Source organism: Desertivirga arenae, assembly GCF_017355785.1.
In the GTDB taxonomy this organism is placed as follows: Bacteria; Bacteroidota; Bacteroidia; order Sphingobacteriales; family Sphingobacteriaceae; genus Desertivirga; species Desertivirga arenae.
On sequence record NZ_JAFEWE010000002.1, the window covers coordinates 442,331 to 465,938 of the forward strand.

The 23,608-nt window shown below is 42.7% G+C and carries 22 protein-coding genes and 1 pseudogene; 13 read left to right on the plus strand and 10 right to left on the minus strand.

Features of this window, described 5'->3' with window-relative positions:
* Positions 1-85: 85 nt before the first annotated feature.
* Positions 86-1,054, minus strand: a complete 969-nt coding sequence (locus J4N24_RS05845) for a carboxypeptidase-like regulatory domain-containing protein (RefSeq protein ID WP_207532724.1) — start codon at positions 1,052-1,054, stop codon at positions 86-88.
* A 253-nt stretch (positions 1,055-1,307) separates the two neighbouring features.
* On the opposite strand from J4N24_RS05845, the gene J4N24_RS05850 reads away from it, so the two are divergent.
* Positions 1,308-3,716, plus strand: coding sequence for a TonB-dependent receptor (locus J4N24_RS05850; protein ID WP_207532725.1), 2,409 nt, complete (start codon positions 1,308-1,310; stop codon positions 3,714-3,716).
* 220 nt (positions 3,717-3,936) lie between these two features.
* A complete protein-coding gene (locus tag J4N24_RS05855; protein ID WP_207532726.1) occupies positions 3,937-4,515 on the plus strand; it encodes a hypothetical protein in 579 nt (192 codons plus the stop codon).
* Positions 4,516-4,689: 174 nt separating this feature from the next.
* Here J4N24_RS05855 and J4N24_RS05860 read toward each other — a convergent pair whose 3' ends face one another.
* Positions 4,690-5,157, minus strand: coding sequence for a GyrI-like domain-containing protein (locus J4N24_RS05860; RefSeq protein ID WP_207532727.1), 468 nt, complete (start codon positions 5,155-5,157; stop codon positions 4,690-4,692).
* A gap of 167 nt (positions 5,158-5,324) precedes the next feature.
* Positions 5,325-6,059 carry a trypsin-like serine protease gene (locus tag J4N24_RS05865; RefSeq protein WP_207532728.1) on the minus strand — a complete coding sequence of 245 codons (735 nt, stop codon included), beginning with the start codon at positions 6,057-6,059 and terminating at the stop codon, positions 5,325-5,327.
* A gap of 153 nt (positions 6,060-6,212) precedes the next feature.
* On the opposite strand from J4N24_RS05865, the gene J4N24_RS05870 reads away from it, so the two are divergent.
* From J4N24_RS05870 to J4N24_RS05880, 3 genes and pseudogenes are all read left to right on the plus strand, one after another.
* Complete coding sequence (locus tag J4N24_RS05870) at positions 6,213-6,404, plus strand: cold-shock protein (protein WP_207532729.1); 192 nt, start codon at positions 6,213-6,215, stop codon at positions 6,402-6,404.
* A 417-nt stretch (positions 6,405-6,821) separates the two neighbouring features.
* Complete coding sequence (locus tag J4N24_RS05875) at positions 6,822-7,841, plus strand: acyltransferase family protein (RefSeq protein WP_207532730.1); 1,020 nt, start codon at positions 6,822-6,824, stop codon at positions 7,839-7,841.
* 185 nt (positions 7,842-8,026) lie between these two features.
* Positions 8,027-8,866: pseudogene (locus J4N24_RS05880) on the plus strand (glycosyltransferase family 2 protein); the annotation flags it as partial.
* A 249-nt stretch (positions 8,867-9,115) separates the two neighbouring features.
* Here J4N24_RS05880 and J4N24_RS25975 read toward each other — a convergent pair.
* On the minus strand, positions 9,116-9,265 hold the full coding sequence (locus J4N24_RS25975) for a DUF8506 family protein (protein ID WP_501981602.1): 150 nt from the start codon (positions 9,263-9,265) through the stop codon (positions 9,116-9,118).
* Positions 9,240-9,833 (minus strand): ATPase, encoded by a 594-nt coding sequence (locus tag J4N24_RS05885; RefSeq protein ID WP_207532731.1) that lies wholly within the window; start codon positions 9,831-9,833, stop codon positions 9,240-9,242. Before J4N24_RS05885 ends, J4N24_RS25975 begins: the two co-directional genes overlap by 26 nt.
* 435 nt (positions 9,834-10,268) lie before the next feature.
* Here J4N24_RS05885 and trpD point away from each other — a divergent pair, with 435 nt between their 5' ends.
* The 5 genes from trpD (at position 10,269) to J4N24_RS05910 (ending at position 14,495) form a co-directional block, all read left to right on the plus strand.
* Positions 10,269-11,267, plus strand: coding sequence for an anthranilate phosphoribosyltransferase (gene trpD / locus J4N24_RS05890; RefSeq protein WP_207532732.1), 999 nt, complete (start codon positions 10,269-10,271; stop codon positions 11,265-11,267).
* Between the two features lie 6 nt (positions 11,268-11,273).
* A complete protein-coding gene (locus J4N24_RS05895) occupies positions 11,274-11,921 on the plus strand; it encodes a phosphoribosylanthranilate isomerase (RefSeq protein ID WP_242691525.1) in 648 nt (215 codons plus the stop codon).
* Between the two features lie 17 nt (positions 11,922-11,938).
* A complete protein-coding gene (gene trpB / locus J4N24_RS05900) occupies positions 11,939-13,117 on the plus strand; it encodes a tryptophan synthase subunit beta (protein WP_207532733.1) in 1,179 nt (392 codons plus the stop codon).
* Between the two features lie 109 nt (positions 13,118-13,226).
* Complete coding sequence (gene trpA / locus J4N24_RS05905) at positions 13,227-14,012, plus strand: tryptophan synthase subunit alpha (RefSeq protein ID WP_207532734.1); 786 nt, start codon at positions 13,227-13,229, stop codon at positions 14,010-14,012.
* 303 nt (positions 14,013-14,315) lie between these two features.
* Positions 14,316-14,495 carry a hypothetical protein gene (locus J4N24_RS05910; protein ID WP_207532735.1) on the plus strand — a complete coding sequence of 60 codons (180 nt, stop codon included), beginning with the start codon at positions 14,316-14,318 and terminating at the stop codon, positions 14,493-14,495.
* Positions 14,496-14,692: 197 nt separating this feature from the next.
* Here J4N24_RS05910 and J4N24_RS05915 read toward each other — a convergent pair whose 3' ends face one another.
* Positions 14,693-16,324, minus strand: a complete 1,632-nt coding sequence (locus J4N24_RS05915) for an alpha-amylase family protein (protein WP_207532736.1) — start codon at positions 16,322-16,324, stop codon at positions 14,693-14,695.
* 637 nt (positions 16,325-16,961) lie between these two features.
* Between J4N24_RS05915 and J4N24_RS05920 the strand changes: the two genes are divergently transcribed.
* The 3 genes from J4N24_RS05920 to J4N24_RS05930 all read left to right on the plus strand — a co-directional run bounded on the left by J4N24_RS05920 (position 16,962) and on the right by J4N24_RS05930 (position 19,402).
* The gene (locus J4N24_RS05920) at positions 16,962-17,657 is read left to right on the plus strand and encodes a hypothetical protein (RefSeq protein WP_207532737.1); all 696 of its coding nucleotides are present in this window, start codon (positions 16,962-16,964) and stop codon (positions 17,655-17,657) included.
* Positions 17,658-18,005: 348 nt separating this feature from the next.
* Positions 18,006-18,842, plus strand: coding sequence for a universal stress protein (locus J4N24_RS05925; RefSeq protein ID WP_207532738.1), 837 nt, complete (start codon positions 18,006-18,008; stop codon positions 18,840-18,842).
* A gap of 125 nt (positions 18,843-18,967) precedes the next feature.
* Complete coding sequence (locus J4N24_RS05930) at positions 18,968-19,402, plus strand: hypothetical protein (protein WP_207532739.1); 435 nt, start codon at positions 18,968-18,970, stop codon at positions 19,400-19,402.
* A gap of 178 nt (positions 19,403-19,580) precedes the next feature.
* On the opposite strand, the gene J4N24_RS05935 is transcribed toward J4N24_RS05930, so the two are convergent.
* The 4 genes from J4N24_RS05935 to J4N24_RS05950 form a co-directional block, all read right to left on the minus strand.
* Positions 19,581-20,297 (minus strand): 3-ketoacyl-ACP reductase, encoded by a 717-nt coding sequence (locus tag J4N24_RS05935; protein WP_207532740.1) that lies wholly within the window; start codon positions 20,295-20,297, stop codon positions 19,581-19,583.
* Positions 20,298-20,389: 92 nt separating this feature from the next.
* A complete protein-coding gene (locus tag J4N24_RS05940; protein ID WP_207532741.1) occupies positions 20,390-21,481 on the minus strand; it encodes a formylglycine-generating enzyme family protein in 1,092 nt (363 codons plus the stop codon).
* Positions 21,482-21,539: 58 nt separating this feature from the next.
* Complete coding sequence (locus J4N24_RS05945) at positions 21,540-22,187, minus strand: 3-keto-alpha-glucoside-1,2-lyase-like domain-containing protein (RefSeq protein ID WP_207532742.1); 648 nt, start codon at positions 22,185-22,187, stop codon at positions 21,540-21,542.
* Between the two features lie 176 nt (positions 22,188-22,363).
* On the minus strand, positions 22,364-23,596 hold the full coding sequence (locus J4N24_RS05950; RefSeq protein WP_207532743.1) for a glycoside hydrolase family 130 protein: 1,233 nt from the start codon (positions 23,594-23,596) through the stop codon (positions 22,364-22,366).
* Between the last annotated feature and the right edge of the window lie 12 nt (positions 23,597-23,608).

The following is a 23,608-nucleotide window of genomic DNA, read 5'->3' on the forward strand; positions in this document are numbered from 1 at the left end:
AACCTTTGAAGGAATGACCTTTGCTTAAAAAGCAAGGGTCTTTTTTTGTTGTAGGAATACCTCGGCCTGGAAGACCAGGGAGGAATTATCGTTTAGGCTCGTACTCAAAGGGCAGCAAATCTCCTATCCGTTGATTTGACATTGCTCCGGCCCAGCTTACACTAGTATTGAAGAATCCGTTTTGACCAATTAAGGCCTCATGCTTGTCGACTGTTAACTGTGAGGAAGCCGCGCGATTGTTTTTATAAACCACTTTCAGTTTTTGCCCGGCCAGGATATACTTATGCTGATCAATCTTAGTTAGTATGGTATCTGCAGATATATCTTCGTATTTGTTTCGATAGATCGTATAACCAGCTTTCTCCAGGTCTTTGTCCCATAGTGCTCTGATGAATTGCATACGCGAGCCCTCATAAGCCTCTAGCCTATTCCGCCGGATCTTTCTTTTATTTCCTGAGGTATTATCATCTTTAAATATATAATTACCTACATATACTGTCCGTTCCCGTGAATGCAAAAAAGTATCCAGAAAATACTGAATGGTATAACCGAGTTTCTGATTCCTGATTATTAGTGCGGTGTTACATGAGGCACTGAGTGTTCGCGCTTTTTTATCATACCTGAAATCAATGTCGTCAGCATTAATGATCGCGCAGCTCTGGGCATAAATAGAAGAGCCAATGAATTCACGAAGGAAGATCTTCATTTTTTGCTCGCGCGACATGCCATCATAGCCTATAGAGACCTCCTTCAGTTCTATTTGCTTAGGCTTAAGGTAGATCTTTAATCGCTGTGAAGGACTGTACTCATTGATGGTGACGGAGTAATACCCTAGATAGCTAATTATTAATGGAATTGGATCTCGTTTTACTTCGAGCGCAAATTGTCCCTGGGCGTTGGTTATAGTACCACTGGTAGAACCTCCAAAGTAAACACTTGCCCCAACCAACACACTATCTGTCCCCTCCCGGTAGACTGTACCGGTTAGCATCTGAGCAAATGATGAAAGTGGTAGCAGGTAAACTAAAAGGATCTTCCAGGTCTTGTTGGGCATAGGATATCAATTGGCATCATGTGCTTGGTTCTTCAAATAGGTATTATAACAGCACTAATATAAGTGTAAGAAGGCAAAATGCATTTGGTAGATCGAAGATTGTGAAAGAACTTGTAGGTAACACTTTTAGTATCCAATTATGAGATTAATGTTCAATTCTTATATTTGGATATCAATAGGCGTCAAACTGACACGTCTTGGATAGCCAATAAGAATCTAACCAGTAAAACCATCTTTTATTACTCAACTGAACATGTTGATATACCAAGTAACACCTAAGCTTATCTCCACTCTACTCCTTTTAACGGTGCTTCAGTTTCCGAAATCTCTTAGTGCACAAATTGGAACGGGAACCCATGACTTGAAGGGTAAAATTATTGACTCGTTAACCACTGAAAACTTGCCCTTCGCTACTGTTGACTTGAAAGAATCAACCGGTAAGCTTTTAAAGAACACGCCCGTAAAACCGGACGGAAGTTTTTATATCGGGAGCCTGGCCAATGGAAGATACCAGCTCAGGATCAGCTATATGGGCTTGCTGGGCAAAACGATTAATCTCGACCTGAATTCACAGTCGCCGGCAGTACTTGACTTGGGCAATATTGGCCTAAGTAGAAGTTCTAAAGATTTGAAGGAGGTAGTTGTTGCTGCAAAGAAAAACATTGTTACCGCTGATATGGATAAGATCATTTATAACGTTCAAAACGATCCGGAAAGCAAGGGGCAAAACCTTTTGGACATTGTACCTAATATTCCTCTGCTTTCATTGGATGCCGATGATAATGTTCAACTGAAGGGAAATACAAATTTTAAAGTTCTGATCAACGGAAAACCATCAGGACTGACCGCTAGAAGTCCTAAAGATGCCTTACGAAGTATTCAAGCCTCTAATGTGCAGAAGGTCGAAGTGATCACTACTCCCTCTGCTAAATACGATAGTGAAGGTGTCGGTGGTATTATTAATATCATTACCAAAAAAGCTATCGAAGGTATTAATGGACTTGTGGGCTTATTCTATAATAATTTGGCAGCTGATGGAGCCTGGGTGAACCTTGGCATTAAAAAGAGTAAGTTCGGTATGTTCAGTTATGCTGACCACTACCTGGCTAGTTTTCCGGCGTTAAGTTTCAAAAACAGCAAAACGAGTAATTTCCCTCAGGCTTTTGTGCAGGAACATCAAGGTGAGCGATCTGCAAAAAAAGGCGATGTTTTCTTATTCGGCACCGAGTTCAGCTATGAACTGGATTCCCTTAACCTGTTTACGGGATCCATTGGGTATAATCCTGAAGACTATCATCAAAGCAGCGTTCAAGACTTTAGGATCCTTGATGATTCAGGTTTGGAACAATCCAGTTATCGCTTAAACAGTAGCGCGAACAGTGGCTATAAAGGCTTTGACTGGGGACTTAATTATCAGCTGGGTTTTAAAAGCAATAAAGACAGACTGCTGACGGCATCCTATAAATACGTTAAAATAATCACGGATGAAATTAATGACAACCGGTTTACAGGCTTAACTAAAACTGGTATCTATCAGCAAAATGAAGCGGGTTCTGCGGAACAAACATTTCAGCTTGATTATGTACATCCTTTAAAATTGGTGAACGTTGAAGCTGGTTTGAAACATATTTCGAGAGACAATTTTAGTCTGACCGATAACAAAGGTGATATTGATAATAACGATTTTGAGTACTTACAGAATGTGATGAGTTTTTACAACTCCTATCAGGTTAAATGGAATAATTGGGGTTTCAAAGCTGGTGCGAGATTGGAAAGGACAACTATAAAGGCTAATTTTGCCGCAGCATCTGACTTTAAAACTGATTATACCAATTTGATCCCTTCGTTGTCGGTTCAACGAAAGTTTGGCAACAGGAGCGTGACTTTAGGCTATACGCAACGTATTGAGCGACCTGGGATTGGACAATTAAACCCTTTTTTAAACAAAAACAATCCATTGCATTTCAGCTATGGCAATCCTTATTTAAAACCAGCACTGATGCATAGCTTCGAGCTGGGTTTTAACCGGGGCAGCCTAACTACAGGTGTTAGTTATCAGTTTGCAAATAACACTATTCAAAATGTTGTATCAGTAAGGGCTGATTCAATCAGCATATCGAATTATGAGAATATTGGCAAGTACAAGGTTATGGGGTTTAATGTTAACTATAAACAGTCCCTTGCTAAAAACCTGAGTTTAAGCATCAATAGCCAGATTCAACACATAGGTTTTGAAAGCCTTACGAATAGTGAGCGGTTTAAACATCAGGGGATCCAATCTTTTTTAGGAACAAACTTCTCTTACAAGTTTGAGAAAGACTGGCGTGCATCAATTACCCTTAATGCTGCAAGCCCCTTTGTAAAGGCTCAAGGTGAAGCAAGCGGATATTTTTCTAATTCTTTAAAGATTAATAAAGACCTTTTCGACAAGAAACTAAACCTTACATTCAATCTAAAAAATCCATTCCTGGAGTACCGCCGGGTAACCAATAGTGTGAGTACAACTAACTTTGTACAGTTGGATCAAAATTTTAAATACTCCAGGGGCTTGCTACTTGTAATGATCTATAACTTCGGCCAAATGAAGGACAAAGTAAAGAAGAACAAGCGGGAGGTAGTAAACGACGATGTGAAAAAGGAAAAGGCTGCTGAGACTAATTAGGAGGGTCTGAAAGAAATGGTTATCACTAGTTAATTCCTGATCGCCTTCTAACTTCATTGAAAACAAAGGGGATTAAGTAAATCTCTGATGAGGATATGGTTAGAGGTTGGAAGGAGAAGCTTCGGCAACTAAAAAAGTTTACGATTGAAATAATCTTAAGGAAAAGTATTACAAGGATTATATAGTTTCTTAAATTAGCTGCTTAACCGTTCCTTTAACAATGACGCCTATCCGAACAATACTACCGCTCTACTGCTTTTTAGCTTCAATTCTTATTTCTTGTAAAAAAACTTCTATAGAAGCTATTGATAAAAATATGTTGTTGTGGGATAAGTTTGCGGGTGACTACCGGGTAGAATCTATTTATTCGGACGGGAACGTTGATATTGATATGGATGGCGTTGAGAATACCGATATGTTTAGGGAGTCTTTGGATTTCAAGAATAGCCAACTTTGGATTCATATCAGTAATGAACGCTTTCTATTTGAACAGATGTGGCCGGAGCAATATCCAAGTATTTACGAGGGAAAGATTTTACACGTGAATTTTGTAACCCAGGGAGACCTGCGGAGTTTTGAGTTTCTGGATAATAATACCAAAATAGTGCTTACTGATACTACAACGAAGGTCCTGAATGGAGTTATAAAGAAAGCTCCGCCTACCTCTATAAGAGTTATATCAGAGGGAAAGATTGAAGTTAAAAATACCAAGACGCTTTATACAAGTAAGGGTTTGAAAGAAATTAACTTCACTTCGGTCTACTCTCCTACGGGTTATAATAAAGGGATTTTCAGGTAACTGATCGGGAGGCACCAGGGAGGAAAGGTCGAAGCGGGACGCTTCAACCAGTAGTCGGGGGGGTTGGGGAAGGTCGAAGCGGGAGGTCGAAGCGAGACGCTTCAACCAGGCACCAGGGAAAGAAGGTCGGAGCGAGACGCTCCGACCAGTAGAAGTTCTAAGAGAGAGAGGCGGTTACCCTTTTACGGATATAAAGGTTTCGACTTCGGCCTGGTCTCCGTGATTGTATTTTTCGCCGTGAATAGTAAAATCCGCCTTATAGGCTCTTATTTTATTTAGCTCTGTGTTTTCCCAGATCTCGTACCAGGTTTTGCCAATGGCTTCGGGCATCTTTCCTTTTGAAGTAAACTGTTGGTAGTCGGCGGTTTCGATTGTTATTCCTACAAAGCCTTCAGGGATATTATCTAAGGTATTTACTGCTGAACCTACAATGGTGGTGTAGGGTGCAGTAAAGTCGGATTCGTAATCGGTATAAACCGCATATATATCCTCGTTTACTTTATTCGGTATCTGCTTTTGGATCTCCTCGCCCCAGAATTTACCCCATAATGCTTCGATGTCTATGGCCGACTGCCCGTTCTGGTTAGTAGTTCTGGTTGAAATTCCAATCACATGGAATCTTTGAATCGTTTGATTGCTCATTGTTTTTAGATGCTTTTGTTTGTTTTTGGTCTTGCGTTGATGTGAATTCCATCATTACAGGGGGTAAACCTACAAAGCATCTGTGACAACCCTATGTCAGGAGCCGCCAGAGATTATTTTGGCAGGTGGGGTTGGAAGCCCAAGAGCCTGGCCGAAGGGCATGACTACTAGAGCTTCGGCACCACTAAAGACTGGATGGAACAAGGCGAGAAGTATTTCTTACCTGTTTCTGGATCTTGTGTTCCGTTAGAGACTATCCCTACTACTAAGCCTTGCTCGTCGAGTAAGGGAGCCCCGCTTAGTCCGCCGAATTGCTCTGGAACTATGACTTCTTTCAGCAGGATCCGGTTTCCTATCGTTTTATAATACTCAAATTCGTATACGCGTTGTGCTCCGCCTTCCATTTTGCGGGTCCATCCTACCACATAAAGCTTTTCGTTCGGAATGAGGGCCGTGGTGCGGATGGTTAAAGGCTTAATTGTTGTCGTATTATTTTTGATAGTGAATAACAGCCAGTCGTTGTCGTAGGTCGACTTGTCTTCCAGTTTCTCCGATTTGCTTTCATTCAGCAATTTTCCTAGCTGAACAGTCTGGTTCGGATTATCCAGCGGGAACAGGGACCATTGCTTTACGAAGCCATCAAAAGAACGCACCTTTATTCCATCCGGCTTTATGATCTTCATGAGGTGTTTGGCGGTAACTGCAAAGGTGTCCTGACCTTGCTTCAAGAGAAATGCGCAGGCGAACTTGGCCTGGTCAAATTCTTTTTGCTCGAACACTATACGGTTAAGCAGGGTAATCTTCGGGAAGCTTTTTGCGGAGGTTTTCTCCTGGCCCGAACAGGAGGTAATTGTAAAAGGCAATAGGATTGCTAACAGAGCGAGGTTGAAACGGGATCTCAATATTGGTTATCTGTTAAAAGTATAAAAATCCTGGAGAAGGGCAAAATGAGCTAATGAGCGATATATCACTATTGAGTCATCAAAGGAAAGTATTTCATCTTTTATTTTGGCAACCAATTAATTAGTCTACCTTTATCGCATAATAATAATAAAATGCAAAAAGGAACAGTAAAATTTTTCAATGAAACTAAAGGTTTCGGATTTATTACACCAGCTAATGGTGGCAGCGAAATCTTCGTTCATTCATCTGGTCTTGTTGACAACATTCGTGAAAACGATAACGTTCAATACGAGGTAGAGCAAGGTCGTAAAGGCCCTAACGCGGTAAATGTAACAGTACTTTAAAAATACTATATCTTAATCGTGAAGCGTTCTCTTTAATTAGAGGACGCTTTTTTTTTGGCCTTATCCCCGTCCTTTCTCCCTGATGGATGCCTTACTCTTCTGCCTTTGACGAGCCGGTGTAACTGGGTGGGGCGGAGCATTATGGGGAACTACTATGCCAACCTGGGCAAATTCTGCTACTTTTAATTTTTTTTTAATTTTTTTCCTCTGCCTAAATCCTTACTTTAGCTCATCAACATTTGCTTCTACCACGGGCTATGAAAAATATCGGAAAAAACCAGACCGGTCATATTTCAGTAAAGGTTGTATTAATGAGACACAGGGTGTTATGAAAAATATTCTACTCTGCTGGCTTGAACTATGTTCTTTTTTTACCATGAACTAAGTTTAACAATACCTTGAAAAACATCTATATCTATGACAGTTCAAAAAAACCTGGGTCTTGAATCTATCAGAGGCTTTGCTAGTGTTTACGTAGCCCTGGGGCATTGGATCATCCTGGCTAACCCGGCTAGCAAGTTTTTGAAACTTCCCTTTTTATTTGGCCAGGAGGCCGTGATCATCTTTTTTATCCTGTCGGGATATGTTATCCAGCTTTCCTGGGAGAACACGAAGAACAAAACCTTCAAAAATTATTTCATCAAACGCTTCCGGCGGATCTACTTTCCTTTCCTGGTTTCTATTATACTGACGCTCATCGTAACTTCTGCTTCTCATTTTTCTTTCTGGGAACTGATCGGCAATTTGTTAATGCTGCAGGACTTCAAAATGGGGAAGCCGGGTAATATTGTCGGCACCTTTTCTGGAAATTTCGCCTTATGGTCCCTTTCTTACGAGTGGTGGTTCTATATGATGTTCCCGCTGATGTATCCGCTGTTAAAATCAAACAGGAACAGGCTTATCTATATCGGCTTAATGAGCATTGCAGCCTTGGTGCTCTATATCTTTAAACCGAATCATATGCTGCTGATCCCTGCTTATTTCATTATCTGGTGGGCGGGTGTTGAATTGGCCTGGGCGCAACAGAACAAGCAGCTTATTAAATGGCAGCAGACTAGAAGTTTGATGGGTATCCTTTGTGTTATCCTGGCTATCTTGTTTGGTGTTGCCTTTTTCCAATGGAAGCAAGGTTTGGCTATCAACGCTGGATTTTATCCGGTATTGTTTATCCGGCATTTCGGCTTTGCCCTGGTGATCCTTGGCGTGGTTACTTTCTTCCCTAAAGTAAAAAGCCTCAGCGCGAAGCTCCTTAAACCCTTTAGCTATGTATCGCCTATCTCCTACTCTTTATATATCTTCCATGTGATCCTTTTGATCCAGTTTAAAACTTCCCTGCCCTTCCTGATGGACGCGGGATTGAAATTACTGCTGCTCTTTGTATTGTGCTATGTAACGGAGATCAAGTTGCAGCCTTTGGTGAATAGGTTGGTGAAATAGAGAATGAATGAATGAGGGAATGATTGAATGAATGAAGGAGTGAATGAATGAAGGAGTGAATGAATGAAGGAGTGAATGAATGAAGGAGTGAATGAATGAAGGAGTGAATGAATGAAGGATGGAATGAATGAGGGATGGAATGAATGAGGGAATGATTGCTATATTTGCGGCTTCAATTTTTGCTGATGCCTGAGTTTTCCTTTATTGTCCTTTCTTTTAACGAAGAGATCCATATCCCCAGATTGCTGGCTTCTATCAAAGATCTTGGTGCTCCTATTTACGTGCTCGATTCGGGTAGTACCGACAGGACGCTGGAGATTTGCCGCGAGTATGGTGCGGAGATCGGGTATCACCAATTTGAGAACCACCCAAAACAATGGCATGCTGCCTTGAGCACCTTCCAGATCACTACTCCCTGGATCATTGGTCTGGATTCGGATCAGATCGTTACTCCTGAATTGTTCCAAAAACTGAAGAATTTCAGGGATGAGGATTTTAAGGATGTGAACGGAATCTACTTCAACCGGAAGAACTTCTTTAAGGGCAAATGGCTGAAACATGGTGGTTATTACCCGAAGTATCTATTGAAGATGTTCCGCCGGGGCGTGGGCTTCTCTGACCTGAATGAGAATATGGACCACCGCTTTATTGTTCCGGGTAAAACTATTGTTTGGAAAGACGGCCATATCCTGGAGGAAAACCTTAAGGAGAACGAGATCAGCTTCTGGATTGCGAAACATAACCGGTATAGCGATCTGGTTGCACACGAGGAGATTGAGCGGATGAATGCCCTGCGTACCCAAACGATACAACCTAAATTCTTTGGCAGTCCCGATGAACGCATTGCCTGGTTAAAAAGCTTATGGTGGCGCATGCCGCTGGGACTTCGGCCTTTCCTTTACTTTAGCTACCGCATGATCTTTCAGCTAGGTATCCTTGACGGCAAAACCGGTGTGCTTTTCCATTTTCTTCAAGGCTTCTGGTTCAGACTGATCGTTGATGTGAAGATCAAGGAGTTGTTGAAGAAGGATTGAATGAGAGAAGGAGAGAAGGATTGAATGAGAAAAGGAATGAATGAGGAATCGCTTCGCTAAAATCTACAAATAATAAGAGGAATTAGGCAAAGAGGCTCAAAAATTAACATCAGGACGAGATTTGAAGTAGGATTATGTGAAGTTAGGCTATTAGAGAAGATAGAATGAAGGGTCTTACATTGAGCTGATATACTTTGGAAGGTATACGGCATGACTTGCCCAATACCGGTCATAAGAGAACTATGGCTTCACTTTTGTAATTTTACCGTCTCTAATTACTACCAGAACAGAATTCTTCTGTTTTTTGTACTCAATTAGCTTTTCGTAAGCAAGTTCTAATCCTTGTAGGATTTTATTTCGCAGTTCAGTATGTTCTTCCTTTGGTATCATAATAGTTCCTTAACTCTTTAAACCTATTTTCATTTACAATAATTATTCCTCCTTCAGTGCTCTCGGCTAAGAGTTCCGGCCTGCCGAAAGAATTATCAAAAATAAGCGCTTCATCCACAACGCTCAAATAAATATTAAATAAGTTTTGAATTCCTTTCGTGTACCTATTTTCAATGATATCTTCTTTGATATCATGTCCTCCTTCAGAGACACGAATTCTTACACGTTCCTTGGCTAATTCAACATTTTGCAACCAGAAAAAAAGAAGCGTAACCCTGTACCCTTTTTCTTTTGCAGCAATAATCGTGTTCTTATAATGCCTTGCAGATAAAGTGGTTTCAAAAGCAAAACTTTTATTATTAGCTAAAAGTTTAGCCATTCTGCTTAGCATAATTCGACCGGCTTCAAAAGCTACCTGTTCCGGTTGAAAAGGCGATAATCCCCTTGCTATTTCATCGGCATTGACAAATTCTCTACAATTTATAATTTCAGGCAAGATAGTGAAAGAAGCTGTTGTCTTTCCAGCACCGTTACAGCCTGCTATTATATATAAATTTTTGTTTGACACCCTAACAAAGATATGAAATTGCGCCTATTTTGCGCCTTAAATGCAAGCCTCTTAGTTTTTGATCAAACACTTTTTTTAAGCGATGCGAATCGCCTTCGCAGTGACGTCTCTCCGAAGATAGACGTTTTGCCAGTAACCCCACGGTCTCTGCAAGCTATCCATCTAACACATAACCTAGCGAATAGTTAAAAAACAGCGCCACCTCTGCAACTCATCCTGAAAAAGTAATTTTTAAAAAAAGCTTTGGAGCTAAGAAAAGATATTTTCATATTTGTCTAACGAAGAATGGAATTAGCATTTACACATATCATTTGGTGGCACTCGCATTAAGCGGAGGGCAATCTTTATGTGTAAATAATTGTATAAAGAAAAACAGGGTTGCTCACAAGGCAACCTTTTTTTTTGCTTTGAGTACAACGGGGAGATACAGCAGACATGAAACAAATTTTAAATTACCTATTTGAACATAAAACCTTTACTAAAGGCCAGGCGAAAGAGATCTTGACGAATATTGCTAGAGGACAATTCAATAACTCGCAGATGGCGGCCTTCATGACGGCTTACTGTATGCGTAATATCACTATTGAGGAGTTGGAGGGCTTTAGAGATGCAATGCTCGATCTTTGTCTTGATCCGCAACTGGAGGGCTATGACTTGATCGACCTTTGCGGAACTGGTGGTGATGGTAAGGATACCTTCAACATCTCAACCCTTGCTTCTTTCGTAGTTGCTGGCGCTGGTTATAAGGTGGCTAAACATGGTAATTATGGTGTTTCCTCTGGCTGTGGTTCTTCGAATGTAATGGAGTACCTGGGTTATAAGTTCACGAACGAGCCGGATAAATTGAAGCAGAGTGTTGAGGAGGCGAATATTTGTTTCCTTCATGCGCCCTTGTTTCACCCGGCAATGAAAACTATGGCTCCTATCCGTAAAGAACTGGGTGTAAAAACCTTTTTCAATATGCTTGGTCCCTTGGTGAATCCTGCCCGGCCTAAGTACCAGTCGGTAGGGGTATTCAGTCTTGAGCTGGCCCGTATTTACGCTTATCTCTACCAAAAAAGTAATAAAAGATATTCTATTTTGCATGCATTGGATGGATACGATGAGATTTCCTTAACGGGAAGCTTTAAAACGTTCTCTAATGATGGGGAGCAGATCTATACGCTTGACAGCATTGGCTTTGAGCGGGTTGATCCAAAACTAATTAGCGGGGGTCATACAGTAGAGGATTCTGCAAAGATATTTACTGCTGTATTGAATGGCGAAGGTACTACCGCACAGAACAACGTGGTGCTTTGCAATGCTGCACTGGCTATCCGGACCATCACTCCTGGGAAATCTTTTGCGGATTGCTTCTACGAGGCGGAGGATGTGTTAATGAGTAAGAAAGCCTTGAACAGTTTTGAGAAATTACTATCTGTTACTTACGCTTAAGCTTAAATGAACGCTCTCCACTCGCTTAAAATAAAAGTATGCGGCATGCGCGACCGCAGTAATATCCAGGAGCTGATGGGATTGAAGCCTGATTATATGGGCTTGATCTTCTACCCTCCTTCCAAACGTTTGGTGGATGGACTTGCTGAAGGAACTTTGGAAGCCATCCCGGAAACGGTAAAAAAGACGGGTGTTTTTGTTAATGCCACAAAAGATGATATCCTGGATAAAATAGCGGTATATGGTTTAAATGCCCTTCAACTGCATGGAGCGGAGAGCCCCGAGTTTTGTAAGGATCTTGCTTCTACGGGTCTGGAGATCATTAAAGCTTTTGGAGTGGATGAGGGTTTCGACTTTGAGCAATTGGAAGCTTACGAAGGGACGGTAGATTACTTCCTGTTTGACACGAAGACAAAATTGCACGGAGGATCGGGCCTTACCTTTAACTGGGACTTGCTGAAGGGCTATGGGTTGAATATCCCTTATTTCCTTAGCGGGGGACTCGATGCTGAGAACCTTGAGGAGGCATTAAAACTGGAAGATCCGCGTTTCTATGGAGTGGATCTGAACAGTCGCTTTGAACTAGAACCTGCATTAAAAGACATCGATAAATTAAGGCCGGTATTCGACCGAATTAAAGAGCTGCCTGCCTGATTGATAAAATAAAGACTATGAGCTATCACGTAAATGAAAGAGGATACTACGGAAATTTTGGAGGAGCTTATGTTCCCGAAATGCTGTATCCGAACGTAGAAGAATTACAGGCACAGTACCTGGAGATTATGCACGATCCGGCTTTTGTGGCCGAGTTCAACAGCCTGCTTAAGGATTATGTTGGACGCCCTTCTCCTTTGTACCTTGCCGAACGACTTTCTGAAAAGTACAACGCGAATATCTATTTAAAGAGAGAAGACCTTAACCATACTGGTGCGCATAAGATCAATAATACCATCGGGCAGATCCTGCTTGCTCAACGTTTGGGTAAGAAGCGGATCATTGCGGAAACTGGTGCTGGTCAGCATGGTGTGGCTACGGCTACGGTTTGTGCTTTGAAAGGTATTGAGTGCGTGGTATATATGGGAGCTGTGGATATTGAGCGTCAGGCGCCGAATGTTGCCCGTATGAAAATGATGGGAGCTACGGTTATCCCGGCTACTTCTGGCAGTCAGACCCTAAAAGATGCTACCAATGAGGCTTTACGTGACTGGATCAACAACCCGGTAGATACGCATTATATTATTGGCTCTGTGGTAGGGCCGCATCCTTATCCTGATATGGTGGCTCGTTTCCAGGCGATCATCTCGGAGGAAACCAGATGGCAGTTAAAGGAGAAGATCGGCAAAGAAACTCCTGATTATGTGCTTGCTTGTGTGGGTGGTGGAAGTAATGCAGCGGGAATGTTCTATCATTTCCTGGATGAGCCAAATGTTACCCTGATTGCAGCTGAGGCGGCAGGTAAAGGTGTAGACACTGGCGAATCTGCTGCGACTACAGCACTTGGTAAAGATGGGGTGTTGCATGGGAGTCGCTCTCTGGTAATGCAGACAGAAGACGGACAGGTAGTTGAGCCTTATTCTATTTCTGCTGGTTTGGATTACCCTGGTATTGGTCCTCAGCACGCGCATTTGCATGTTTCTGGTCGCGGTGTTTACGTAAGCATTACTGATGATGAGGCGATGCAGGCTGGTTTCCAATTAGCACGTTTGGAAGGTATTATCCCTGCGATTGAGAGCTCTCATGCTTTAGCGCAGTTAGACAAGATGAAGTTTAATGGCGAGAGTGTGGTGGTATGTTTATCAGGTCGCGGTGATAAGGATTTGAGTACCTATATGAAATATTTTAATTTGTAGACCTTAGGTTAAAGGGTAAAGGTGAAAGCGGAAAGGTGAAAGGCTCAAGGTGAGTGCTGAGAGCCTATAGCTGAGAGCTGGAAATTGCAATTATTATTATGATTTAAAAATGAATAGAATTAACGAACTTTTTAAGGAGAAACAAGGAAATCTCCTTTCTATATATTTTACTGCTGGTTATCCTAATCTGAACAGCACTCTTGACATTGCGGAGGCTTTGGAAAAGGCTGGTGCTGATTTCCTGGAGATCGGTGTTCCTTATTCTGATCCTTTGGCTGACGGCCCGGTTATTCAGAACAGCTCTTTAAAGGCTATTGAGAACGGCATGACTGTGAAGGTGCTTTTTGAGCAACTGAAGGACTTGAGGAAACGGGTGTCGATCCCCGTACTATTGATGGGCTATGTAAATCCCGTGCTTCAGTATGGTGTTTCGAACTTCTGCAAATCATGCGAGGAAGTGGGCGTTGACGGCGTTATTGTTCCCGACCTGCCGATGTACGAGTACGAGGAGCTGTACAAGGAGTGCTTTGACCAGCATAAGCTAAGCAACATCTTCCTGATCACTCCTACTACTTCAGAGGCTCGTATCCGAAAGATCGATGAATTAAGTAATGGTTTTATCTACCTGCTTTCCTCATCGTCTACTACGGGTAAGAACCTTGATGTGAATACTAATGTTGAAGGCTACTTCGCTCGCATTGCTTCTATGGGATTGAAAAATCCGACAATGGTTGGTTTTGGTATCTCTGATAATAAGAGTTTCAGCAAAGCAAGTCAGTACGCTAAAGGTGCTATTGTTGGTAGTGCTTTTGTGAAATTACTTGCTGAGGAAAATTATATGGAGAAGATCGGAGAGTTTGTTGCTTCTTTAAAAGGTAAAGAGGTAGCGGTTTAAAAAGGTTTTTAATTCTAAGGAATTGGAGAGGCTGTCTTTGTTGTAAAGATGGCCTTTTTTCGTTTATTTCATTTTAGTTCACTATATCTTTGTTTAGCCAGCTTCAGCATTTAATAACTTCCCATTCTGCTTTTCACTTTCTTTCTTCTTACTTTTTCTTGATAAAAAGTAAGCAAAAATCAAGAAAAGAACGAAGCTTCCGCCCACAAGGCTAACTCAGGCCCGCCGTTCTTTTCAGGCCACAGCTCAGGACTCTATTCACCTGATGCACAACTGACAAATTAGACCCCAAACTATTTTTCTATGAAAAGAAAATCGAGAATGGCACCGCCACTGTTCGAAGTCACTGTGCTTTGGCTCAGAGTTCGGGAAGAAATTGACTTGGCAACAGGACTTGAGCGAAAGGAAGGTGCATTAGCTGGTTTGCGAAGAAATGGGCTTGTGCGAAACAGGGGCAAAGCAGGTGCAGCACCGGGCGGTTGACAAGGCAATTTGTGGGAAGACAAGTGCGAAAAGAACTCCTTGCCAGAGCACTTGACTTTTTGGTCCTTTTGTGTCAAGACAAAAGGACTAGGCCTCGCCCGCCAATGAGGGCGAAGGTGAGTAAATGTGCTAAAATGATATTCTGAGCAAAATCTACTATAAAAATTGGTATAAAACGATTTTGAACAAGTTCAGTATTAAACTGAACTTGGAGCCCTAAACCACCGGTACCCATAAGCTTCCAGCAGAATAGTATGGTTACCTTTTTCGTCGGCAACACTTTCGATATTATTAAAAACGTCGATAAGCCGGGTGCTGCCGGCTTCTTCTGCGGTGATGATGACTTCTTGTGCTTTTTCGCTGAAGTTGTGCCAGGTGAAGAGCTTCCTTTCCTTCCATTGGTAGCTCATACACAAAATTGAGTTGAAACGGGTGTCTAGTATCTGCCAGTCGCCGAGGCCGATTTCGGGGCATTCCTTTCTTAGCCGGATCAAGTCGGTGGTCCAGTTTAACAGGGAGCCCTGATCGCGCCGTTGGGCCTCGACATTTGTGTGGGTGTAGGAATAGAAACCCTCTCCTATCACTGGGTGCACCAGTTTATCTGCTTTGGAAAAGCCTGCATTTTTGTCGCGGGTCCATTGCATCGGGGTTCTTACAGCATCGCGTTCTTTTAGAGTCAGATCGTCTCCCATGCCAATTTCATCACCGTAACGGATAACGGGAGTTCCGGGTAGTGCGAACATGAGGCTGTAGGCAAGCTCTAACTGCTGACGATTTCCCAGCATGGGCGCCAGTCTTCGACGAATACCCCGCTGGTAAAGCTGCATCTGCTCTTCGGGACCAAAACGCTCGAAAACTTTCTGCCTCTGCTCGTCGGTTAAACGGCCAAGATCCAGTTCGTCATGATTCCTTAGGAAATAGGCCCACTGACTTTTCGGGAAAATCTCCTTTGTTGCTAACAGTGCTTCTATCAAAGGTTTAATATCTGCAGTTGCAAGGGCATAAAAAGTATATTGATTTACGAAGAAGTTAAACATGAGATGGATACCCTCGCCATCTTCGCCGAAATAATTCTTACTCTCTTCGGGCAATACATTAGCTTCTCCAAGCAGAACGGCATCTCCCTTTCTCCATTGCAGAAAAGCCCGCATCTCCTTAAGATACTCGAAATGCATTACCGGCTCCTGATCTCCGGGTGCCGGCGATTCCAGTACGAAGGGTACGGCATCCATCCGGAAACCCGATACGCCCAGCTGTAACCAATATCCCATTATCCTGGTGATCTCTTCCCTTACTTCCGGATTATCGGTATTGAGATCGGGCATAAAATCATAGAAGCGGTGGAAGTAATAGGATTTTGACTTCTTGTCGAGCGTCCATGTAGCCTTTTGTACTCCAGGAAATACCATCCCCTCATCCCAATCAGAGGGCTTTTCATCTGACCACACATACCAGTTCCTTTTGGGGTTATCTTTCGAGGAACGGGACTCTATGAACCAGGGATGTTGATCGGAAGTATGATTGACAACAAGATCGATGATAACTCTCAGTCCCAACTGGTTGGCCTTGTGCATAAAATTAACGAAATCACCACTGGAACCGTGCCTTGGATCGACACCATAGAAATCCGCAATATCGTAACCGTTGTCTTTATTAGGAGTGATCTGGAAGGGTGCAAGCCAGATAGTATCAACACCAAGTGCGTGCAGGTAATCAAGCTTATTGAAAAGTCCGTCAAAGTCGCCAGTCCCGTCGCCATTCCCGTCACGAAAGGTTTCCAGATCGAGACTGTAAATTACCGCGTTTTTGTACCAGAGGAGTTCGAGCATTTCTTGTTGTATTGTTCTGTTTGTGACTGAAAGAGCTTTGAGAGGGAAATTGTTTGACGTGATATTTAAGTTCGGCCTTGCTATCTATTGTGAGCTTGACGGAATGAGAGAGACCATAGCCTTTCTTAAATACTTAAGGAAACAGACAAGAATTACTTGTAGCATTCTCGCTATAATTGGCGTAATACTATCAAATGGCTTTCGTAAACCTTTACAATGATGAGAAGCAAGGTTTACAGTTTCACCGGAAGCATTTGAATTACAAAGTTTTATAGTATATTTGACAATCAGATTAACATTTTCTTTATCTATGTTTAAAATCAACCGTTGTAACCTCGGGCTTCATTACTGGCTTTATAATCCGGAAAGAAGGTTGAGAGTATGTGACGCTTGCCAATTAAAGCAGGTTAAAACAAAAGGGCTGATCTTTAACAGATGGGACCTTATGCGAAAAAGATCTTCACCGGTCTCTTCGACCAGATTCAGGGTTCAGCCCACTTAGTAGGTTTTTCTTTCTAAATAAAAAAGCCAGTTGGACGGGAAGTTTGATTGGCTTTTTCGTTTTTTTCTGTAACATTCGTTCCTCCCTTCCGTTATAAACTCACACATCTAACAGTAAAAGAGAAAGGGATTTTTTGTGAAAAAGTATCTACTGATAATAGTTTCTTGTTTAACATTTTCAACCGCATTTAGTCAGTACAATTACTACAAGTTATCAGCGGGCGCTAGTATCGGTCCGAGTGTGGCCTTTGCCGACCTGTCAAAGAAGCGCATTGCTACCACTATTGGGGCGAACTTCGACTACAATCTTACTCCGTTCACCAGCATAGGTATTGAGTTGCAAAAGGGAACGCTTTCTGGCGGAGACCGGGAGACTGACCGGCATTTACGCTATTTCAAAAATGACTATAATGCTGCCTCTGTAGGAATTAAAGTGCAGTTGGGCCAGGTGGTGGATTTTGAGAGAAGTGGCTTTTTATATGCTATTCGTACACTCTATTCAGGAATTGGCTTAGGGGTGATCCAAAACACCATCAGCGACGGAGATATTGTGCGGGTGCAACCTGGCACGGGTTACGTATTTCCTGGAACGAATAAGAGCATGGGGATTAAGGTTCCCATTAACGCTGGTATGAACTTTAACCTTACTGACCGCTGGGGTTATACGCGTTGTATCTTTAACATCAACTACCAACTGAACATCACCACTGGTGAAGGTCTGGATGGTTATAATGACGCTTCTAAAGGTGGTGCATTTAGTAATATCCCGGATATGTATGGTGTTGGTTCTATCGGATTTAAGGTGTGCTTTGGACCGCAGGGGTTATTTTAGGTTGAGATTGGATTACACTGATTTAGGGGAATTACACCGATTTGAGGGGGATTACACCGATACTGGGGGATTACACTGATTTGAAGGGGATTACACCCATACTGGGGGATTACACCGATACTGGGGGATTACACCGATTTTGTGGAATTACACTGATTTTGGAATTTTCTTTTTCTTCTTGACAAACACGTATAAATACCTATATTCATATTAAATTACTGATTGGCTCTACATCGTCAATTTTCTCCTTTCAAATTTTATTCTTTTGCATTTTCTTAAACGGTTCGGGCGGATATGGTAATTTTATTATTGACCAATGATCTAAGTGTCTTAACTAGCCTCTAAGCCATGAAAAGAATTATCGCAGCTTTTGACGGACTTAAGTATGCGGAGAGTACGGAACAATACGCCGTGTACCTTGCTCAGGAAACGGGAGCCTCGCTTACGGGAGTATTCCTTGAAGATTTTACGCATCGAAGCTATCACTTGTGGGATATGGTTGAAAATGATGCGATATCTCCAAACAAAGTTAAAGAACTTCTTGAACAAGATAAGATAACGCGCTTGAATGCGGTGAAGCGGTTTGAAGAGGCCTGTAACCAGGCAAGGATCGAGACCTGCGTGCACCGCGACAGAAGTATTGCCTTGCAGGAGCTTTTGAAGGAAAGCATTTATGCGGATCTGCTGGTGATCAGTGCTCAGGAAACTTTGACGCATTTCCAGGAAGATAAACCAAGTCAGTTCATCTCATTTTTATTAGCGGATGTTCAGTGCCCTGTGCTGATTGTCCCTGAGGTATTTGAAAGGCCGGAGGAAATTGTACTGCTTTACGATGGAAATCCTTCGTCTGTTTATGCTGCGCGAATGTTTAGTTATTTGTTGCCAGAATTGAAAAAGGTTGCTATTGAGGTGCTTTCAGTGGAATCTGATAAAGAGGTTTCGAAGATGCAGGAACCTGAGCTCATGAAGGAATTTATAGATACTCATTTTCCGGGGGCAAGGATACAGGTGTTAAGGGGAGATCCGGAAACGGAGATAGTAAGTTACCTGGAAGACAGGGTGCATACTCTTGCAATCTTAGGCGCTTATAAACGTAATATGGTTTCGAGATGGTTTAGGGCAAGCATGGCTAATATTCTAATGGAGGAAACCAATCTTCCCTTATTTATAGCGCATTACAAATAAGGAGCGTGCGAAAATTTTCTTTCTTCTTTGCTGACGAAAGTTTGGAGAAGAGCTGACGAATGTCAGCCGTTTTAGTTTGCATAATTTCTAGAATTGTGCTATCAAAAACTAATGAAATAATTCCTATGAAAACATTATCATCCATGGAACCTGTCACTCAAAGATTAGATGAAGTTCAAATCATGGTTCAGCAAACTAGATCTGAGCTGGAGTTTTATGACTTCGAGGTCCGTTTCTTCTATAATTTACTGGATAAATACCTTGCGCCTTTAATCGATAAAGCAAGCATAACCAGGGTTCAGGCAACGGTAGAACAACTTAAAAGCCTGGAAGAACAGAAGGAGGAGTTCAGAAGGGTGTTCGATATGTTCAGGGAATGTCTCGACGAGACATTATGCGACTTGACAGGGGATAAGCAGCAGATCAATCAAATGCTACAGGATATGCTTCAAAAAAAAATGGATCTGTTCAGAGCCTTCCGGCGCTTTAAGAAAGTTTTCTTTGCACTTTTTGAATACCTGCTGCATAGTGAAAAAGCGGATGCCTTGCTTTATGAATAGGGTTTTTTCATGCAAAAGTCGTAGGACCGCTATCGCTTAACCTACGACCAGGGTAAGGATTCCAGGTAAAAGTCGTAGGACCGCTATCGCTTAACCTACGACCAGGGGATATCGCTTAACCCGGGGAAAGGGAAAAGCGATAGGGCCTCGTAAGTCGTAAATCAAAAATCGTAAATCCTTATGGGTTGGTTGAGAACAGGCTGGCTTCTTTGACAAACACTCTTCTGTTCAACTTCAAATGCCCGATAATGAATTCTGCGAAGTCTTCTGGATGCATTACCCTTTCCGGGTCGCCATTGATTAGGTTAGCGCTGTAGGCAAGGTCTGTTACCACTGTACTTGGGGCGAGGGCGGTTACGCGGATGTTGTGTTTTCTGACTTCCTGCATCAGACTTTCTGAAAGGCCAAATACGCCGAACTTGGAAGCACTATAAGCACTGGTAATAGCGCTGCCTGATTTACCAGCGGTGGAAGAGATGTTTACAATATCTCCTGATTTCCGTTCAATCATTTGAGGTAGTACGGCTCTTGTAGCATAGTAAACACCGAAAAGGTTCACTTTTACCTGGTTTTCCCAAACTTCTGGTTCGAGTTCAAGAAATTTCCCAAAAGTTCCGGTTCCGGCATTATTGATCAGGATATCTACATTTCCAAGTTCTGACTGGATCTTGTTCACCGCAGCTTCAACTTCTTCACGATTACTGATGTCTGCTGTTGCGAAGGCAGCTTTAACTCCCAGAGCTTCGATCTCTTTCGCTACGGCTTCGATATCACTTGCTGTCCGGGCTACCAGGCCTACATGAGCACCTTCGTTTGCTAGTGCTATTGCAATGGCTTTACCAATGCCTTTACCGGCACCGGTTACTAATGCTATTTTATCTTTTAATGATTCCATATTTTATTTGCGTTGTTGTCCGACAAATCTAATAGTGGAATGAAGCTGTTTTGTTTTCAGATGATCATTTTTGAGCACTCTGCGCGAATTTTTTACTTATCGCTTACGCAACGGAAGCCCAAATGCTCCATACTGCTGTCTTCGGTACTTTTCATCCTTCTAGCCACCCTATAGCCTGAGCAGTACGAATCGTTACACAGGAAAGATCCACCTTTCATTACGCGTTTGGAAGCAGTGGGTTCGTCTGGATCAAAACTGGTTGATGGTCCTTTAGGATTGGTAGCACCGTTCCTTACTTCATCATAGTATTTGTTATTATACAGATCTGCCGTCCATTCCCAAACGTTACCAGCCATATCGTAGAGTCCGTAATTATTTGCTGCAAATGATTTGACAGGAGCGGCAGTATAAAACTGATCCACTTGCGTGTTCTTATCAGGAAAATGGCCTTGCCAGAAGTTCGCTCTTGGCTTGCCTTCGTTCACCTGCTGATTACCCCATGGGTAGACATTATTCTTTAGCCCCCCCCTTGCAGCATACTCCCATTCCGCTTCGCTGGGAAGACGTTTCCCCGCCCATTTCGCATAAGCCTGAGCATCGTACCAGGAGATATGAACCACAGGATAATTTTCCTTGCCTTCGATGCTGGATTCTGGTCCCTGCGGATGTTTCCAGTCGGCCCCGGCTTTCCATTCCCACCATTGAGAATAATCATTTAGTGATACCGGCTCTTTTGGTGCCTTAAAGATGAGGGAGGAAGCAACCAGTACGCTTTCATCGGGCTTTGGAGTACCTGCTGGTAATTGCTTTTTCAACTCTTCCCAGTCGGGCTTCTTTTCGGCAGTAGTTACGTAACCGGTGGCCTTTACAAAAGCAGAAAATTGGGCATTGGTTACTTCTGTAGCATCAATCCAGAAGGCGTTTAGCTTCACCTTATGCTTTGGGTACTCGTCTTCAGCTGCCTGGTTATTATCGCCACCCTGCTCAAATTCTCCCGCCGGGACATATACCATTCCCGGGTGTTGGGGATCTGTTTTTACTTCAACAGGCGCTGATGCTGTGGGAGTTTCCTGGCCTTCTGCTGAAGTAGTTTGCGAATGGGATGCTTGTCCGCAAGAAATGGCAGCGAAAGCGGAAATAGCTAAAAAAGTAGCTTTAAGTTCTTTATTTATGGAATAGTTCATTGAAAAATATTTGTAGAGGAAAGAGTAAAAACGGGTCCGAAGAGGAAAGCAAGTTTTTTTATTTCTTCTCCTTAATGATGAGATTGGCGAAAGAGCCATCTGCTCCATCTCCTACCCAAAGGCCTATTTTACCGCTGCTACGGTTATTTAATTTCTGAACGCTTAAAACCGGCTCTTTCTTGTTGTTTACATACACCGAGACATTATTTGCCTCTATTAAGATCCTGGCATGGAACCATTGGTTTGGATCTGGTGCCGGTTCTACGGCTTTCTCATATTTACCGTTCTGCTCATCCCTTAGCTTTTTCCAGGGATAAGTTGGATGTGCAATATACTGGACGGCGTGGATGCGCCTTACTGAATCGGTAGTGCGGAAGTTGAATGGCCGGAAGTAAATGGCATCGTAGGTTGAGTCGTTTTGGCCATGAAAGGCTATTCCAAGGAAGCTTTTTTGAAAAACATCTTTCCCTTTGAGATCTACTTCGATTGTTCCTTCTGAAAATTTCTGTCCCTTAATCCAGGCTATTCCTTCTCCCTCATCACCATCCAGATAAACGGCAGGTTTTTCATTGGCGGGAGCCTCGCTTATCCGGCGGTGATATACTTCTAAATTTCCCTGCTTTAGTAACTGCGGTAAATCCTTCTTCGTTTGTGCTGCACCTAACAGAGGTAACAGAAAGAGGATGGCGATGCTGAAGTGTTTCATATTGCTAACGGCTTCAAAAATAGAAAATTTAGCAATAGTCTACAAGTTTTGTAGATTTATATTTCTAAAGGCTTCTTCAGCCAGATAGGCATTTGGATTAATCGATAAGATGAAGGCTTTTATTTCAAGCTAACAGGGCGGAAGTAAGTGATCAACCCTGTTAGCTTGCTATTCTTTTAAGATCCCTTGACCGATAATTCAGACTGTATCTTCTGCAGGATCTCTGCATCCGGATCGCCATGCTTTTTGTTGTTATCGATGATCTGGTAAACCGTTTCGACTGATTTTGCAGAACGGAGTTGATCTTCGGGGGTATTAATGACATAATCCAGAAGACGATCTATTGTAGAGGTTGCCACGTGCTGCCTGGTATCGGACGAAGCGTAATAGATGTATACTGTTCCATCTTCATCTGCTATCCAGCCATTGCTGAATAATACATTGGATACATCGCCGATGCGCTCCTCTCCTTCCGGAGCCATGAAATAGCCGGCAGGTTTATGAGTGACCAGGGTAATATCTTCCAGGCTGGTTAAGAACATGTATAGTACATACCTTAAGCCTGCGGCAGTATTCCTTACCCCATGAGCCAGGTGCAGCCACCCTTCCGCTGTTTTTATCGGTGCAGGGCCCAGACCGTTCTTTGCCTCAAAAACCGTATGATATACTTTGCGATCAATCACGGTTTCATCGCTAACTACTGCGTTTTCTATCGTATCACTTAAACCAAAGCCTATTCCGCCACCTTTTCCTGCTTCAATAAAGCTGTCCTGGGGACGGGTGTAAAATGCATACTTGCCCTGAACAAATTCAGGGTGCAATACTACGTTACGTTGCTGAGGAGATGGGGTCTTAAGGTCTGCAAGACGTTCCCAGCTGACAAGGTCTTTGGTACGTGCGATGCCGCATTGTGCGATGGCAGCGGACTGGTCGCCCTCAGGGGCTGAAGGGTCGCGACGCTCGGTACAAAACAGACCGTAGATCCAGCCATCTTCATGCTGCACCAAGCGCATATCGTAGATATTCGTATCTGCATTCTCTGTTTCGGGCATATTGATAGGATACTCCCAGAACTTAAAATTATCTATCCCGTTGTCACTTTCGGCAACAGCAAAGAAGGACTTGCGGTCAAGGCCCTCTACCCTGGCTACCACCAGGTATTTATTATTAAATTTAATTGCTCCTGAGTTGAACGTAGCATTAATACCGAACCTTTCCATGAGATAAGGATTGGTTTCAGGGTTTAGATCATAACGCCATTCCAGAGGAGCATGAGCTGCAGTTAATACAGGGTATCTGTATCTGTCGTAAACCCCGTTACCTGCATCTTCTTTGATGTTCTTCCGGCTAATAAGGTCCAGGTAGTTTAGTTTCAGTTCACTTAATCTTTCGTCAAAACGTTTTTCCATATTGTATATTCT

What these genes read in the sequence shown, in the direction of transcription:
- J4N24_RS05845 (WP_207532724.1), bottom strand. Translation starts at nt 1,054, where the DNA reads ATGCCCAACAAGACCTGGAAGATCCTTTTAGTTTACCTGCTACCACTT.
- J4N24_RS05850 (WP_207532725.1), top strand. Translation starts at nt 1,308, where the DNA reads ATGTTGATATACCAAGTAACACCTAAGCTTATCTCCACTCTACTCCTT.
- J4N24_RS05855 (WP_207532726.1), top strand. Translation starts at nt 3,937, where the DNA reads ATGACGCCTATCCGAACAATACTACCGCTCTACTGCTTTTTAGCTTCA.
- J4N24_RS05860 (WP_207532727.1), bottom strand. Translation starts at nt 5,157, where the DNA reads ATGAGCAATCAAACGATTCAAAGATTCCATGTGATTGGAATTTCAACC.
- J4N24_RS05870 (WP_207532729.1), top strand. Translation starts at nt 6,213, where the DNA reads ATGCAAAAAGGAACAGTAAAATTTTTCAATGAAACTAAAGGTTTCGGA.
- J4N24_RS05875 (WP_207532730.1), top strand. Translation starts at nt 6,822, where the DNA reads ATGACAGTTCAAAAAAACCTGGGTCTTGAATCTATCAGAGGCTTTGCT.
- J4N24_RS25975 (WP_501981602.1), bottom strand. Translation starts at nt 9,265, where the DNA reads ATGATACCAAAGGAAGAACATACTGAACTGCGAAATAAAATCCTACAA.
- trpD (WP_207532732.1), top strand. Translation starts at nt 10,269, where the DNA reads ATGAAACAAATTTTAAATTACCTATTTGAACATAAAACCTTTACTAAA.
- J4N24_RS05895 (WP_242691525.1), top strand. Translation starts at nt 11,274, where the DNA reads ATGAACGCTCTCCACTCGCTTAAAATAAAAGTATGCGGCATGCGCGAC.
- trpB (WP_207532733.1), top strand. Translation starts at nt 11,939, where the DNA reads ATGAGCTATCACGTAAATGAAAGAGGATACTACGGAAATTTTGGAGGA.
- trpA (WP_207532734.1), top strand. Translation starts at nt 13,227, where the DNA reads ATGAATAGAATTAACGAACTTTTTAAGGAGAAACAAGGAAATCTCCTT.
- J4N24_RS05910 (WP_207532735.1), top strand. Translation starts at nt 14,316, where the DNA reads ATGAAAAGAAAATCGAGAATGGCACCGCCACTGTTCGAAGTCACTGTG.
- J4N24_RS05915 (WP_207532736.1), bottom strand. Translation starts at nt 16,324, where the DNA reads ATGCTCGAACTCCTCTGGTACAAAAACGCGGTAATTTACAGTCTCGAT.
- J4N24_RS05925 (WP_207532738.1), top strand. Translation starts at nt 18,006, where the DNA reads ATGAAAAGAATTATCGCAGCTTTTGACGGACTTAAGTATGCGGAGAGT.
- J4N24_RS05930 (WP_207532739.1), top strand. Translation starts at nt 18,968, where the DNA reads ATGAAAACATTATCATCCATGGAACCTGTCACTCAAAGATTAGATGAA.
- J4N24_RS05935 (WP_207532740.1), bottom strand. Translation starts at nt 20,297, where the DNA reads ATGGAATCATTAAAAGATAAAATAGCATTAGTAACCGGTGCCGGTAAA.
- J4N24_RS05940 (WP_207532741.1), bottom strand. Translation starts at nt 21,481, where the DNA reads ATGAACTATTCCATAAATAAAGAACTTAAAGCTACTTTTTTAGCTATT.
- J4N24_RS05945 (WP_207532742.1), bottom strand. Translation starts at nt 22,187, where the DNA reads ATGAAACACTTCAGCATCGCCATCCTCTTTCTGTTACCTCTGTTAGGT.
- J4N24_RS05950 (WP_207532743.1), bottom strand. Translation starts at nt 23,596, where the DNA reads ATGGAAAAACGTTTTGACGAAAGATTAAGTGAACTGAAACTAAACTAC.